The organism is Veillonella intestinalis (assembly GCF_943193155.1).
Classification (GTDB): domain Bacteria; phylum Bacillota; class Negativicutes; order Veillonellales; family Veillonellaceae; genus Veillonella_A; species Veillonella_A intestinalis.
The window spans coordinates 368,196-382,259 of record NZ_CALPDB010000001.1; the positions used below are offsets into that span (position 1 = coordinate 368,196).

At 38.4% G+C, this 14,064-nt stretch carries 13 protein-coding genes and 1 riboswitch; all 13 genes read right to left on the bottom strand.

Features of this window, described 5'->3' with window-relative positions:
• Positions 1-861 (bottom strand): ribosome small subunit-dependent GTPase A, encoded by an 861-nt coding sequence (rsgA, locus tag NFR44_RS01685; RefSeq protein WP_251440497.1) that lies wholly within the window; start codon positions 859-861, stop codon positions 1-3.
• A gap of 7 nt (positions 862-868) precedes the next feature.
• Positions 869-2,797, bottom strand: a complete 1,929-nt coding sequence (gene pknB, locus NFR44_RS01690) for a Stk1 family PASTA domain-containing Ser/Thr kinase (protein WP_251440499.1) — start codon at positions 2,795-2,797, stop codon at positions 869-871.
• 15 nt (positions 2,798-2,812) lie between these two features.
• Positions 2,813-3,514: a Stp1/IreP family PP2C-type Ser/Thr phosphatase gene (locus NFR44_RS01695; protein WP_251440501.1), complete on the bottom strand. Its 702-nt coding sequence runs from the start codon at positions 3,512-3,514 to the stop codon at positions 2,813-2,815.
• A gap of 25 nt (positions 3,515-3,539) precedes the next feature.
• Entirely contained in the window at positions 3,540-4,580 is a 1,041-nt protein-coding gene (gene rlmN / locus NFR44_RS01700; RefSeq protein WP_251440503.1) for a dual-specificity RNA methyltransferase RlmN, read from the bottom strand.
• A gap of 33 nt (positions 4,581-4,613) precedes the next feature.
• Positions 4,614-5,984, bottom strand: coding sequence for a 16S rRNA (cytosine(967)-C(5))-methyltransferase RsmB (gene rsmB, locus NFR44_RS01705; protein WP_251440505.1), 1,371 nt, complete (start codon positions 5,982-5,984; stop codon positions 4,614-4,616).
• Positions 5,977-6,747, bottom strand: a complete 771-nt coding sequence (locus NFR44_RS01710) for a DUF116 domain-containing protein (protein WP_251440507.1) — start codon at positions 6,745-6,747, stop codon at positions 5,977-5,979. The genes rsmB and NFR44_RS01710 overlap by 8 nt, the downstream gene beginning before the upstream one ends.
• Positions 6,740-7,714, bottom strand: a complete 975-nt coding sequence (gene fmt, locus NFR44_RS01715; protein ID WP_251440509.1) for a methionyl-tRNA formyltransferase — start codon at positions 7,712-7,714, stop codon at positions 6,740-6,742. Before fmt ends, NFR44_RS01710 begins: the two co-directional genes overlap by 8 nt.
• 9 nt (positions 7,715-7,723) lie before the next feature.
• On the bottom strand, positions 7,724-8,242 hold the full coding sequence (def, locus tag NFR44_RS01720; protein ID WP_251440511.1) for a peptide deformylase: 519 nt from the start codon (positions 8,240-8,242) through the stop codon (positions 7,724-7,726).
• Positions 8,243-8,253: 11 nt separating this feature from the next.
• Positions 8,254-10,434: a replication restart helicase PriA gene (gene priA / locus NFR44_RS01725; RefSeq protein ID WP_251440513.1), complete on the bottom strand. Its 2,181-nt coding sequence runs from the start codon at positions 10,432-10,434 to the stop codon at positions 8,254-8,256.
• A 156-nt stretch (positions 10,435-10,590) separates the two neighbouring features.
• Entirely contained in the window at positions 10,591-11,781 is a 1,191-nt protein-coding gene (gene metK / locus NFR44_RS01730; protein WP_251440515.1) for a methionine adenosyltransferase, read from the bottom strand.
• A gap of 54 nt (positions 11,782-11,835) precedes the next feature.
• Positions 11,836-11,936: riboswitch (SAM riboswitch) on the bottom strand.
• 59 nt (positions 11,937-11,995) lie between these two features.
• Positions 11,996-13,177, bottom strand: coding sequence for a bifunctional phosphopantothenoylcysteine decarboxylase/phosphopantothenate--cysteine ligase CoaBC (coaBC, locus tag NFR44_RS01735; protein ID WP_251440518.1), 1,182 nt, complete (start codon positions 13,175-13,177; stop codon positions 11,996-11,998).
• A gap of 37 nt (positions 13,178-13,214) precedes the next feature.
• Entirely contained in the window at positions 13,215-13,427 is a 213-nt protein-coding gene (gene rpoZ / locus NFR44_RS01740) for a DNA-directed RNA polymerase subunit omega (protein WP_251440522.1), read from the bottom strand.
• A gap of 13 nt (positions 13,428-13,440) precedes the next feature.
• Positions 13,441-14,058 (bottom strand): guanylate kinase, encoded by a 618-nt coding sequence (gene gmk / locus NFR44_RS01745; RefSeq protein WP_251440524.1) that lies wholly within the window; start codon positions 14,056-14,058, stop codon positions 13,441-13,443.
• Positions 14,059-14,064 lie beyond the last annotated feature (6 nt).

Genomic DNA, 14,064 nt, shown 5'->3' on the forward strand with positions numbered 1-14,064 from the left:
TCACCATTTCCTTTGACTGCGAATTTCTTCGCGAATGACTAAATACGATTCATATCGGCCAGCACTAATTTGACCATTTTCTAACGCTTCTTTTACGCCACACACAGGCTCATGTTCATGGTAGCAAGGGCTAAATTTACAGGATTCTTCCGCAGCTAAGAATTCAGGATATAAAGACGGTAAACGTTCTTCAGATATATCGCTAAAGTCAATAGCACTAAAACCAGGCGTATCCATGATAAAAGAGTCGCCGTCTAAACTATATAAAGAGGCATGACGGGTTGTGTGACGTCCTCTTTTTATTTTATCACTCACTTCCCCAGTTTGAAAAGCAAAAGACGGTTCAATACCATTAAGTAAACTACTTTTACCTACACCGGAAGGACCTGCAAAAGCACTTACTTTATGATGTAATTGCACTTTTAAATCTTCAAGGCCTTCGCCTGTTCGCGTTGAAGTAAGAATTACAGTATAACCAATTTTACGATATACCGCCGCTAAAGCAGCGGTACTCTCATCTTTTAAGTCACATTTATTAATACAAAGTACTAACGGAATATCGGCATGCTCAATCATTACAATTAGCTTATTAAGTAATAATTCATTAATATCAGGCTCATGAGCTGCTACTACTAAAATTACTTGATCTAAATTAGCTACATGAGGTCGTTTCAACTCATTATGACGTGGGAGTATTTTTTCAATTGTTCCAGCAGGGTCAAATGTTACTCGATCACCTACTAATAAAGAGTAACGTCCTTGTTTTAAACGACCACGTACTTTACATTCATGAACATTCCCCACTTCATCCTGTACATAGAAATAACCGTTCATATTTTTAATGACAATGCCTGTATTCATAGTCCTCCTATAATGTTTGATCTTGTACTAAAGCGCCATTTAAATATACTTGAATTTGAACTTTTCCAGTACCCGACACATCTTTTACAATTCGTTCGCCCGGTTGAGCTGTTCCATCAAAGACTGTATTCGAGCCAGCATCATCGGTTACAACAATACGAACGGATTGATTAGCTTTTCCAGATGGAACTGTAATATCTACTGTGCCCTTAGTTACGGAACTATCACTTGGTTTTGGGTCAGCCTTTTTCTTCACTTCTCCAGTTAAGGATACGGCTGTATTAGCATCTAAGGAACTACCCGATTCTGGATTTTGTTGTGTTACAACTGCTGTATCTTCACTACTTCCACTAATTGGACCTACTGTAAGGCCTAAAGCAGTCAATGCTTCTTTAGCCTCTTTAATAGTCATTCCTACTAAATTAGGTAATTCTATTTTTTGAACTTTAACTCGATTAACAGTAACATCGACAGTGGTTCCTTTAGTCACCTTTGAATCACTCGGTGGTGATTGCATTAAAATGACCCCATCTTCCTTGCCATCTTCAGAAGCTGTTGTTATCTTACCTACAACTAAGCCTAGCCCTTTTAAACGACTCTTAGCTTGTTCTAAGGTCATCCCTGTAATATCTGGCATAGTAATATCGCCTACACCTTTACTTACTACTAAATGAACTGTCCGCTGTTCTTTAACTTGTTCGCCAGCTTCAGGGCTTTGTGAAATAACTTGTCCTGCTGGAACATCAGGATTAGACACTTCACTTGTAGAAACACGTAGGTGATTATCCTCTAAAATATGTTTAGCTACCGATACTTGTTTCCCCACTACATTTGGTACATCGACAGTAGCATTGCTCCAGAAATTACCAAAACTTAAAAAGGCCCAAGCAAACGCTAATAAAAAGACGAAAAAAGCCCCTAACAAAATATATTTTTGTGGTAAGCGAGATAATTTAGTAAGCCAACTTTCTTTAACTGGCTCGTTTCCATAATAAACATCATCCTCTTCTAATTCACCATATGGTGATTCACTAACAGGCACCATAACTTGAGTACCAAAGTCATGCGGTACGCGTCGACCACTATTACTACTTACAAAGCCTTGTGACATGCGCAGTGCTGAAATCATTTCAGATATATTATTAAAACGATCCTCTGGTCGTTTCGCTAATGATTTAATAACCGCTGACTCTAATAAAGTAGGAATACTCGGATTATAACGAGTTGGGGATATTAATTTTTCTCTTACATGTTTTAAAGCAACGCTAATCGGCGTTTCACCTTCATAAGGAACTCGGCCTGTTAGCATTTCATAAAGCACAGCCCCTAAGGAATAGATATCAGTGCTTCCATTAACTGGCTTGCCACTAGCTTGCTCGGGTGATAAATAATGAGCAGATCCCATAATGGAATTTGTATACATCATAGTTGTGCCAGCATTCATAGCACGGGCAATACCAAAATCAGTAACCTTAATGCGACCTTGTTTAGTTATTAATACATTATGGGGTTTTATATCACAATGAACAATTCCCATTGCATGGGCATGTTCTAACCCTTCAGCAATAGCGATTGTAAATTTAACTGCATTATCAATAGGCAATCGTTCATGTCGAGTAATATATTCTTTTAAGGTTTCCCCTTCAATGTATTCCATGACAATATAGTGATATCCTTGATCAAATCCTACATCGTACATGCTCACAATATTAGGATGGCTTAGTTTACCAGCTGCTTGAGCCTCTCGTTTGAAGCGGGCTACGAAATCATCATCACCAGCAAAGTTTTGGTGCAATACTTTAATAGCTACAGGACGGCCTAATAATAAGTCTTCCCCTTTAAATACATCAGCCATGCCACCAACGCCAATTTTAGAAATTATTTTATAGCGATTATCAAGAACTAAGTCTTGTAATTTTGTTGCTGTTTCTTTCATGTTCTCACCTCACTCCTAGTCAACAGTACCTATCACTATTGTCACATTATCTCGAGCCCCATGATCGTAAACTAAGGTCATTAAGTCCTCAATAAGACGTTCATCTTTTGCTTCCTTACGGAAGGCTTCTTCAATTATACTTTGCTCGATGTAACCAGTGAGGCCATCAGAACACAACAAAATTCTATCCCCTGGAGCTAACTTATATTCACCGCCATCTATATCGACGACTGCCCCTACGCCAACCGCACGAGTTAATACATTGCGTTGCGGATGTTGTAACATATCGTCAGCAGCTAATTCACCAGCATCATACAAAACTTGTACCATCGAATGGTCAATACTTATTTGTGTAAGTTCTCCCTCATGAAAAACATAAAGCCGACTATCGCCTACATTAGCCCAATATAAAGTAGTCCCCACTACATAGGCTACAACAGCCGTTGTTCCCATTCCTTCTAATTCTGGTGTAGCTTGTACTCGATCAAAAACAGCTATATTCGCTTTAGCCACTGCTTGACGTAACGTGTCTACAGAAATAGTGTCTGCTGCCTGTAATTCTGCCGATATAGTATCGACTACCATGGTACTTGCGATTTCACCACCTTTATAGCCACCCATTCCATCAGTGACTATACAAAAGGAATCGCCAATATAAAATCGGTCTTCATTGCGCTGACGCACTAAACCAATTTTACTCATGCCTATACTTTTCATAGGTCCTCCTTCACACATGTTTCAATCATTCAGACTGTTTCTGAGCGTGTTGCACTTTTAATTGTCCACAGGCAGCTTGAATAGCATCGCCCATTTCTTTACGCACAGTTACAGCTACACCATAAGAAGCTACAATATTTTTAAAAGCTTCCATTTGGCGTCGTGACGGTTTAAACAGTTGAATATGTTCATTCCCATTAACAGGAATTAAATTAACATTACAATTTGGAAAATCTTTTACCAATTCACCTAATTCATGTGCATTTTCAATAGATGAATTAATACCATCAATTAATATATATTCAAATGTAACTCGACGATCAGTTTTTTCATAATAAGTTTTTACTGATGCCAATACATCTTCTAAATTATAGTGAGCACCAATTGGCATAATTTCACATCGAATAGTATCATTTGGGGCATGTAAACTAAGTGCTAAGGTAATAGGAATACCTTCATCAGCTAGCAAATAGATATTCTCTACAACACCACAAGTAGATAAGGTCATACGACGATAGCCAATATCAAAGGCTTCTTTTTCATGAAGCAGACGAAGTGCATTAATAGTGTTGGTATAATTTTGTAGTGGTTCGCCGGCTCCCATGACTACGATGGAGTGAATCCGCTCTTTTAGTAAAGCACCAAAAAGTAGTACTTGTGCCACAATTTCATGAGTTTCTAAATTCCGGTATAAGCCACCTGTGGTAGAAGCGCAAAACACACAACCCATAGCACAGCCTACTTGTGAAGATACACAAACTGAATTACCATAATGCTGTTTCATTAACACTGTTTCCACTTGATTACCATCTGAAAGTTTTAACAGTAATTTTTTGGTTAGACCATCGGGCGCAGTCTTTTCAGTCACCACTTCTGGAATAGAAATTACGCACTCCTTTACTAACCAGTCACGCATATTGCTTGGTAATTGTTGCATCGCTTCGAAATCAAAAACATAACGTTTATATATGTAATCCATAATTTGCTTGGCACGAAACTTTGGAAATCCTGCTTCCACAATTATGGTTTGTAATTCTGTGAGGTTCTTACCTAATAATTCTATCATAATTATATCCTTAAGTAATCAATTTTGTAAGTATTAACCCTGTTTACGTAGGCGTGCTATAAAAAAGCCATCCATTTCATCTCGTTGCGGCCATAACGTAATCATTGGACCTGTTACAGGAAATGGTAAAAACGGAGCACTATCTTCTAAGACAAATTCACTATGAGTAGCTAAAAATTTATTAACTACCTCTTCGTTTTCGGCTTCATTAATAGTACAAGTTGAATATACAAGTACACCGCCGTTCTTTACTGTTTTAGCAGCTTGTTCTAAAATATCAAACTGTAAAAGCGGTAATGATTGTAAAGACTCGGCTGTTTTATGCCAACGCATATCTAGCTTCCGCTGTAAAATACCTAGACCTGAGCAAGGCGCATCTACTAATACTTTATCAAATGTTTCTTGCCACTCAGAAGGTAGCTTTGTGGCGTCTTGCAATTTAAACTCAGCGTTAGTAACACCTAATCGTTTCGCATTTGTAGCCATGAGCCCTAATTTATGCTCATGAATATCATCAGCTATAATACGACCCTCATTATTCATGCGAGCTGCCATATGCATTGTTTTCCCCCCTGGAGCGGCACAGCAATCAAGAATATGCTCACCCGGCTTAGGATCCACTACATAGGCTACGGCCATAGAAGCTTCATCAGAAAAGGTTAAAATACCATCTTTTACTAATGAAGAGTTTTCTAAAGACCCATGATGGCGCGTAATATGTACTGCTTCTGGCAGTTTACCCGTTGGCTCTACTTCCCAGCCAGCCTCTTCTATCGCCTTCAGTGCTTCAGGAATGGAAAGCTTTAAAGTATTGATGCGGGCGGTCAGTTTAGGTCGTTCGTTAAACCAAGCACATAGACCAAGGGTTTTTTCTTCACCATAAATAGTTAGCCAATGTTCTAATAGCCAAAGAGGCTGGTTATAAATAAATGCTAAACGCTCCACTTCACTTGTAGCTAATTCATCAATGCTAAAGCTATCACGATTACGAATAAAATTGCGCAATACACCATTTACAAAACCATCAAGGCCTCTAGCCATTTTTTTAGCCAGCTTAACACTTTCATTGACAGCAGCACTATCAGGTACTTTATCCATATAAATAAGCTGATAAAGCCCTAATCGTAAAATTTCAACTACAATCGAAGATAATTTGCGTAAAGGTCTTTTGGCTAAGCCTTCAATAATAGCATCTAAATAGTTTTTTCGACGAACTACACCATACACAAGTTCTGTAAAAAAACGGCGATCCACATCTCCTAAGTGTTGTTCGGCCAATATTTGTTGCAACACAATATTGGCATACGCTCCGTCACGATTAATCGTTAATAAAGCTTGTACGGCTAAGCGGCGAATATTTACTTGTCCTTGCGAGGTTTGCCTCGATGTTTGCATGTTAGCCATTAATTAACTTCTCCACTACATCTTTAATTCGGTCTGTATCTACCCGTGTATTACAACAAGGTCCGCAAGGACGCTCATTAAGTACACCTATAACAGGAATTGGAAATACATCATTCATACCACTCACTAAATCTCGTTCACAAGCAATGGCCACAATGGCTTTAGGTCTAATATTTTTAATCATAAGCCTTGCCAAAGTGCCGCCAGTAACTACTACAAATTTACACCCATATGTATCTGCAATATCAAGTAAAGTTCCTACCTGACAGCGTCCACAGCGTTTACAATTATGAACATCCGTTGTTACTTTATGCACACAATCACTTTGTTGTAAACAATGAGGCGTTAATAGTAGCACTCGATCAGCTGGTACTTTATACAAATTTAACTCAACTAAATGGTTAATTAAATCAATTAGTGCTTGACTAGCCTTATCTTTAGTGATACCTACAATTTTACCGATTAATAAAACAAACGGAAAAAATGCATAGAGCCAACGATTACTAATACGAAGCCAAATGGGATGAATTCGTAAATGACTCGTTGCTGCTAAGGCCATACTTCCCCACATAATCCAACAGAGTAAAGGAAATAGAGCTAAAAGAATTTCTGCTGTAATCGCTATAGGTTCACCCCAGCGATGTAGCCCAGGCCATAATAAATAGCCTAAAACTGCCCATAATAAAGTGAGAATAACAAATACAGCAAAGGTTAATTTAAAATACAAAGGATATTGTCCTAAGCTTTCTTGTTGATTACGCATTCAGTGTTAATCCTGCCTTTACTTGATGTCCACGACAAAAGTCGCCAGCGTTCATGCGTTTCTTATTATCTGGCTGTACTTCTACTATTTCTAATACACCACTGCCAGTAGTTACAAAGAAACTTTTCTCTGTTACAGCTACAATTGTACCTGGCATAGTTGTAGCTACATTAGGTAATAAATTGGATAGTAAGGTGGTATCTTTAACTACATGTGCTTGCCATACTTTAATACGTTTACCATCGTCAAAAAAAGTGAAACAGCCTGGCGCTGGACTAAGACCTCTAATTTGATTAGCCAATTCCTCAGCGCTGCAATTCCAATCTAAGGCTCCCATGTCTTTGGTTATCTTATTAGCATAAGTAGCCAATGTATTGTCCTGCTTAACCGGTTGTAGAGTGCCAGCTATAGCTTTTGCTAACACTTCGTTAATGACTTCGCCCCCCATAGGTGCTATACGGTCAAATAATTCACCCGTTGTTTCATCTGGTTTTATCCCTAACGGAATGATTTCAAGCATATCACCTGTATCTAGGCCATCATTCATTTGCATAATTGTCACGCCTGTTTCCGTATCGCCATTTAAAATAGCCCAATGGATCGGTGCGGCACCACGATATTTTGGTAATAAGGATGCATGTACATTAATGCATCCATATTTAGGTAAACGAATAAGCCATGGCGGTAAAATTTTACCATAAGCGACTACTACTACCACATCAGGTGCTAGCGAACGCAATAAGGTTTCAGACTCTTCATCACGTAACGTAACTGGTTGATATACAGGTGCATCAGCTGCTAAAGCACACTCTTTAACTGGTGGCATTTGCACTTTTTTGCCACGTCCTTTTTGTTTATCTGGCTGGCAAAAAACGCCGACTACTTTATGCGGGCCATCAATTAAAGCCTGTAAAGTAGGTACAGCAAAATCAGGGGTTCCCATAAAAATAACCCGTAATGACTCCATGTATACCTCCTATGCTTGTGCTGATTCTTTTACAATATCTGCTTCCGCTTCTGCCATAGCCACTGCATTTTCATCTTTTAATTTATAAGCAGCTTCTACTTTTTCTATGAATAAAATACCATTTAAATGATCAATTTCATGTTGAATAATTCGAGCTAAAAAGCCTTCCGCTTTTAATTTTTTCTTTTTATTATGACGATCAATATAGTGAACTTCGATATCTTGATAACGTTTAACATCACCAAAATACCCTGGTACACTTAAACAACCTTCCACACCGATTTGCTCACCATCGGCTTTAACAATTTCTGGGTTAATAAATTCTTGTAAGCCAGTACCGTCGTCCACTACAATGATTCGTTGTGAAACATTAACTTGCGGTGCTGCTAAACCACAACCATCAGCAACACGCATAGTTTCCGCCATATCATCTAATAATTGACGTAATTTTTTATTCACAAAGTCAACTGGCTCTGCCACTTTTTTTAATACGGGATGTCCCGCTTTTACAATATCTAAAACTGCCATACTTCCTCCTATTAAACAGGATCTACATCAATATGTAATCCTTCTTGTGTAAAAATCCATGAATTGTATATAAAGTCTTTTATGGACTCTAAATTATTGCCTCGCACCATAATAGCCACACGATATAAATCACGTACTTTCTTGATACCTTCTTCATAAGGCCCCATAATATCAAGCTCACCTGGCACTGCAAAAGGCTCCAACGCAGTAACAATCTTTTCTGCAATGGCCATCGCTTTAGATGACTCTTTATGCTGGATTCGAAAATGCATCATCGCGCCTAGCGGTGGATACCCGAGCATTTCACGGGCCTGTATTTCTTCATTATAAAAGCCAATATAATCATGAGCCTTACTCTTTATTATAGCATAATGTAGCGGATTATAGGTTTGAATTACTACTTGCCCTTTCCCCGTACTTCGTCCAGCACGGCCTGCTACCTGTGTTAATAAGTCAAAGGTTCGCTCTGAAGCACTATATAAAGGAATATTTAATACCGAGTCCGCTGTCAATACGCCAACGGCAGTAACACCTTTAAAATCATGACCTTTCGCCACCATTTGAGTACCTAGTAAAATATCGTATGCCCCAGCACCAAAATCAGCCAGAATTTGTTCACCATTGCCCTTTTTAGCGGTGACATCTTGATCTAAACGGGCAATACGAGCCTTTGGAAAATTACGCTGTAATTCTTCTTCTACTTTTTGTGTGCCAGAACCAAAGAATTTAATCTTCTGGCTACCACAATGAGGACATACTTTTGGTACAGGCTCATGATATTCACAATAATGACATCGTAACGCATCACCACTTTGGTGATATACCATAGCAACATCACAATGAGGACACTTAATCGGTTCACCACATTCACGACACATAACAAAGGTACTATACCCACGACGATTCAATAAAACAATCATCTGTTCTTTATTCGCTAGCGTTTGACGAATTAAATGACTCATGGCTCCTGAAAATACAGAATAATTGCCATACATCATTTCTTCTTTCATATCAATAATCTGTACTTTAGGTAATGGCTGGTGAAAAATTCGATGCTTTAATTCTAAAAGCTTATACATTCCCTCTTTAGCCAAATAATACGACTCAATAGATGGCGTAGCCGAACCTAAAATTAAAGGGCAATGATTGGCCTTAGAACGCCACTGAGCCACTTCACGAGCATGATAACGGACCATATCTTCTTGTTTATATGATGTATCATGCTCCTCATCTACTATAATAAGCCCAATATCTTCAGTAGGCGCAAACACAGCTGACCGAGCACCAATTATAATGTGACTATCTTTACGTCGTAATCGTTCCCAATTATTATACCGCTCACTAATCGTTAACTTACTATGGAATACCACTACTTCATCACCAAATGCCTCTACAAACCGAGTAACAATTTGATTAGTTAACATAATTTCCGGTACCAGTACAATGGCAATACGATCCATAGCAATGCAATCGCTGGCTGCTTTCATATAAATTTGTGTTTTGCCACTACCAGTAACACCATGTAATAAAAAAGTATCAGCTACACAATTTGTAACCGCTGTTTTAATCGGTTCATAACATTGGCGCTGCTCATCAGTTAAGGATAACTCTTTCATTGGACAAGAATTAAACTTTGTCTTTGTTTGAGTATATCGCTCCTCTACCGTAATGCCTTCATACATCATGACTTGTTTAATAACCGGTAAGGTAAAACCGTCTTTTTGAAGGCTATGAACCGATGCAGTGCCTAACTCTTGTAAATAGAAACCTAATTCTCGCTGCTTTTTCCGTTTTAGTGGAATATGCGCTGGTTGAAACCAGGGCTGCACTACTAGCCATTGTTCTTTAGGCCGTTCATAACTTTTCAATTGTTTCTTATCAATAGTAAATAAACTTAACGCTTCCGATAAAGCGCATAAATAATATTTACTTAATTTTTCTGCTGTTGCTAGCATTTCCTGGGTAAACCACGGTTCTTTATCCAATACTGCTTGAATAGGCTTGATTTCATAAGAAGGAATCTCATCTAACTCACGATAGCCAATAAGTATACCTTCTTCTTTTGTTCGCCCTAAAGGGACAGCTACCCGTGTACCAATGGCAATTTCGCCTAATTGTGGCGGCACAGCATAGCTGAATGGACTATTCATTTTCTTTGCTGGGCGATTAATAATAACCTCCGCTACACGCATACTATCCCTCCTTTGCAGTATTTTTTATTATACCATTTTTTTCGATATTTTTAAATAAAAGACAGTCTTAGAATACAATAAAAAAATCGTCATACAAATTACGAAACGACAATATTCTTAAGAATGTCGAATGCCTATTTGTATGACGATTTTTAATTATAAGCCTGCTTCTTTACGAAGAATATCTGCTTTATCAGTATGTTCCCAAGGAAGATCAACATCAGTACGACCAAAGTGACCGTATGCTGCTGTTTGATGATAAATTGGACGAAGCAAGTCAAGCATTTCAATAATACCTGCTGGACGAAGGTCAAAATGTTTCTTAACAAGTTCCGCGATTTTTTCTTCCGCAACTTTAGCAGTGCCAAAAGTTTCCACCATAATGGATACTGGTTTTGCTACGCCAATAGCGTAAGCAATCTGAATTTCACATTTATCAGCAAGGCCAGCTGCTACAATGTTTTTAGCTACATAGCGAGCTGCATACGCTGCACTACGGTCAACTTTTGTAGGATCTTTACCAGAGAAAGCACCGCCCCCATGACGAGCCATACCACCGTAAGTATCTACAATAATTTTACGACCAGTTAAACCAGCATCCCCTTGAGGACCACCAATAACAAAACGGCCTGTTGGATTAATAAAGAATTTAGTATTTTCATCAACAAAACCTTCAGGTAATACTGGTTTAATTACTAATTCTTTTAAATCAGCTTCAATTTGTTCACGCGTTACTTCTGGACCATGTTGTGTAGAAATAACGATAGTTTCAATACGCTTAGGCACACCATCTACATATTCAACAGTTACCTGAGTTTTCCCATCGGGACGAAGATATGGTAAAGTACCATCTTTACGAACTTTAGTTAACTGACGGGATAAACGATGAGCCAACGCGATTGGCATAGGCATAAATTCTTCTGTTTCATTGGTAGCGTAACCAAACATCATACCTTGGTCACCAGCACCAATCTTATCAAATTTATCACTTCCGCCTTCACGAGTTTCAAGTGCATCATCAACACCCATAGCAATATCTACGGACTGTTCATCAATCGCTACATTAACACCACAAGTATCGCAATCAAAACCATATTTAGCACGAGTATATCCAATTTCACGAATAGTTTCACGCACTATATGATTAATATCAACATAACATTTAGTAGAAATTTCCCCTACTACATGAACCTGACCTGTTGTTACGAGCGTTTCGCAAGCAACATGAGCCGTTGGATCTTGTGCAAGAATTGCATCAAGCACAGCATCCGAAATTTGGTCAGCAATTTTATCAGGATGACCTTCTGTTACGGATTCTGATGTGAAAAAAACATGTTTTTCAGCCATTTACCCAATACCTCCATAAAAAAATTCCTCATCAGCCAAACGATGAGGAATCAAACCCCATCTTTCGGCATAGTACCGTCGGACTTAGCACCTTTTCATTATGAATGGTTGCTGTAGCTTCACAGGGCCTTTCCCTCCACTACTCTTGATGAGACAAAAGTTATTATTAAACTGATTGTGATACTTCATATCACTGATTCATTATACAATAGAATTACAATTCTGCCAAGGCTGAAATAATTCGCTTAGCTACATCAATTTTTGTCATAAGTGGCAATGGACGAACTTGACCACCTGGATAAATCAAGGTAACTTCATTAGTGTCAACATTAAAGCCTGCATTTTGCTTACTTACATCATTGGCCACTAACATATCAAGATTTTTGTTAAGTACCTTAGATTTGCCGTATTCAATAACATTTTGAGTTTCCGCAGCAAAACCAATTAACTTTTGATGAGTTTTATTCGCACCTAGCCCTTTAAGAATGTCTGGATTTTTGACTAATTTAAGTTCTAATGTATCCATCTTCTTAATTTTTGTGTCAGCCATATTCTCGACTCTAAAATCAGCTACAGCAGCGGCCATAATAACAGCATCACAATCTTCATAGCGACTATTTACAGCTTCTTCCATAGCTCTAGCAGAATCAACAGAAACTAATTCTACACCAAAAGGCACAGGCAAATTTGTTGGCGCGGAAATTAAAATTGTACGAGCACCAGCTAAGGCCGCTTGTTCAGCTATAGCATAGCCCATTTTTCCGCTTGAACGATTGCCAATATATCGCACTGGATCGATAGCTTCTTGTGTACCACCAGCTGTTACGATTACTGTCTTATTAGACAATAGATTAGTTTTCATCATGTGAAAAGATAACCACTCTACAATGCGAGCTGGTTCTGGTAAACGACCTTTCCCCGTTACACCACAAGCTAAATGACCACTATCAGCTTCTAAAATATGCATGCCTAATTCTCGTAAAGTATTCATATTTCGTTGCGTAATAGGGTTTTCATACATATTAGTATTCATAGCAGGGCATAAAAAGATAGGCGCTTTTGTTGCCATAAGCTGTGTAGTGAGCATATCATCAGCAATGCCAGATGCTAATTTACCAATTACATTAGCAGTAGCAGGTGCAACTACATAGGCATCAGCCCAAGTAGCCAATGCAATGTGCTCTACATTCCAATCATGAACATCTTCAAACATCTTTACAGCGACTGGATGTCCACTAATTTCACCAAATGTCATAGGGGATACAAATTTAGTTGCATTTTCAGTCATAACAACTTTTACTTCTGCCCCTAATTTACGAAGACGACTTACTACTTCTACTGCTTTATAAGCAGCAATACCACCAGATACACCTACGATTATGTGTTTATTTTTCATCCTCAACACCTATTATAGTTCACGTTTAGCGTACGCTTTATTTAATACCATCTTTAGTACGAGCAAAGCCAATTTTATCATCTGCAATTTCATGAAGCGCTACTGATACTGGTTTATCTGTATCAAGACCGGTAACCATAGCTTCATCGCCATCGGTTAATTCACGAGCTCGCTTCGCTGCTAATGTAACCAATGTATATTTACTATCTACATGTTTTTCTAAATCCTTTAATAAAGGTTTTACCATCATAACGCATTACTCCTTACTTCGCATATTGCTTATAAATATATTGTATTTTTTCTTTATTTCGCTTAATTTTACAAGCTTCAGCACGTAAAATGGACGCCACTTTTTCTACTGCATCTGGTAATATATCATTCACCACAATGTAGTCGTAGCGATGTGCTAAGGCTAATTCAGAGCTTGCTTTGGAAAGGCGCTTATCAATAACCTCAGCAGCATCTGTACCACGATCCCGTAGACGGTTTGATAATATATCTAATGATGGCGGTACAATATAAATAAACACGGCTTCACTAAAGCGCTCTTTTACCTGCATAGCCCCTTGAATATCAATCTCTAAAATGACGCTCTTGCCTTCGCTTAATAAATCCATTACATGCTGCTTAGGCGTGCCATAATAATTATCATATACTTGAGCATATTCTAAGAAGGCATCTTCTTCGATAAGCTGTTGAAACGTTTCCTTATTGCGAAAAAAATAACTAACCCCTTCTTCTTCACCAACGCGTGGTGCTCGTGTAGTCATAGATACTGAATACACAAGATTGGGCATTTGTTTACGTAGTTCGGCACAAATAGTCCCTTTACCAGCCCCTGAAGGACCAGATAACACAATCAAAATCCCTCTATCCGACATAATAGC

Coding starts and splice junctions, on each gene's coding strand:
- priA (WP_251440513.1), bottom strand. CDS start 10,434: ATGCGTGTAGCGGAGGTTATTATTAATCGCCCAGCAAAGAAAATGAAT.
- coaBC (WP_251440518.1), bottom strand. CDS start 13,177: ATGAAAAATAAACACATAATCGTAGGTGTATCTGGTGGTATTGCTGCT.
- rpoZ (WP_251440522.1), bottom strand. CDS start 13,427: ATGATGGTAAAACCTTTATTAAAGGATTTAGAAAAACATGTAGATAGT.
- rsgA (WP_251440497.1), bottom strand. CDS start 861: ATGAATACAGGCATTGTCATTAAAAATATGAACGGTTATTTCTATGTA.
- NFR44_RS01710 (WP_251440507.1), bottom strand. CDS start 6,747: ATGCGTAATCAACAAGAAAGCTTAGGACAATATCCTTTGTATTTTAAA.
- rsmB (WP_251440505.1), bottom strand. CDS start 5,984: ATGGCTAACATGCAAACATCGAGGCAAACCTCGCAAGGACAAGTAAAT.
- pknB (WP_251440499.1), bottom strand. CDS start 2,797: ATGAAAGAAACAGCAACAAAATTACAAGACTTAGTTCTTGATAATCGC.
- NFR44_RS01695 (WP_251440501.1), bottom strand. CDS start 3,514: ATGAAAAGTATAGGCATGAGTAAAATTGGTTTAGTGCGTCAGCGCAAT.
- metK (WP_251440515.1), bottom strand. CDS start 11,781: ATGGCTGAAAAACATGTTTTTTTCACATCAGAATCCGTAACAGAAGGT.
- gmk (WP_251440524.1), bottom strand. CDS start 14,058: ATGTCGGATAGAGGGATTTTGATTGTGTTATCTGGTCCTTCAGGGGCT.
- rlmN (WP_251440503.1), bottom strand. CDS start 4,580: ATGATAGAATTATTAGGTAAGAACCTCACAGAATTACAAACCATAATT.
- fmt (WP_251440509.1), bottom strand. CDS start 7,714: ATGGAGTCATTACGGGTTATTTTTATGGGAACCCCTGATTTTGCTGTA.
- def (WP_251440511.1), bottom strand. CDS start 8,242: ATGGCAGTTTTAGATATTGTAAAAGCGGGACATCCCGTATTAAAAAAA.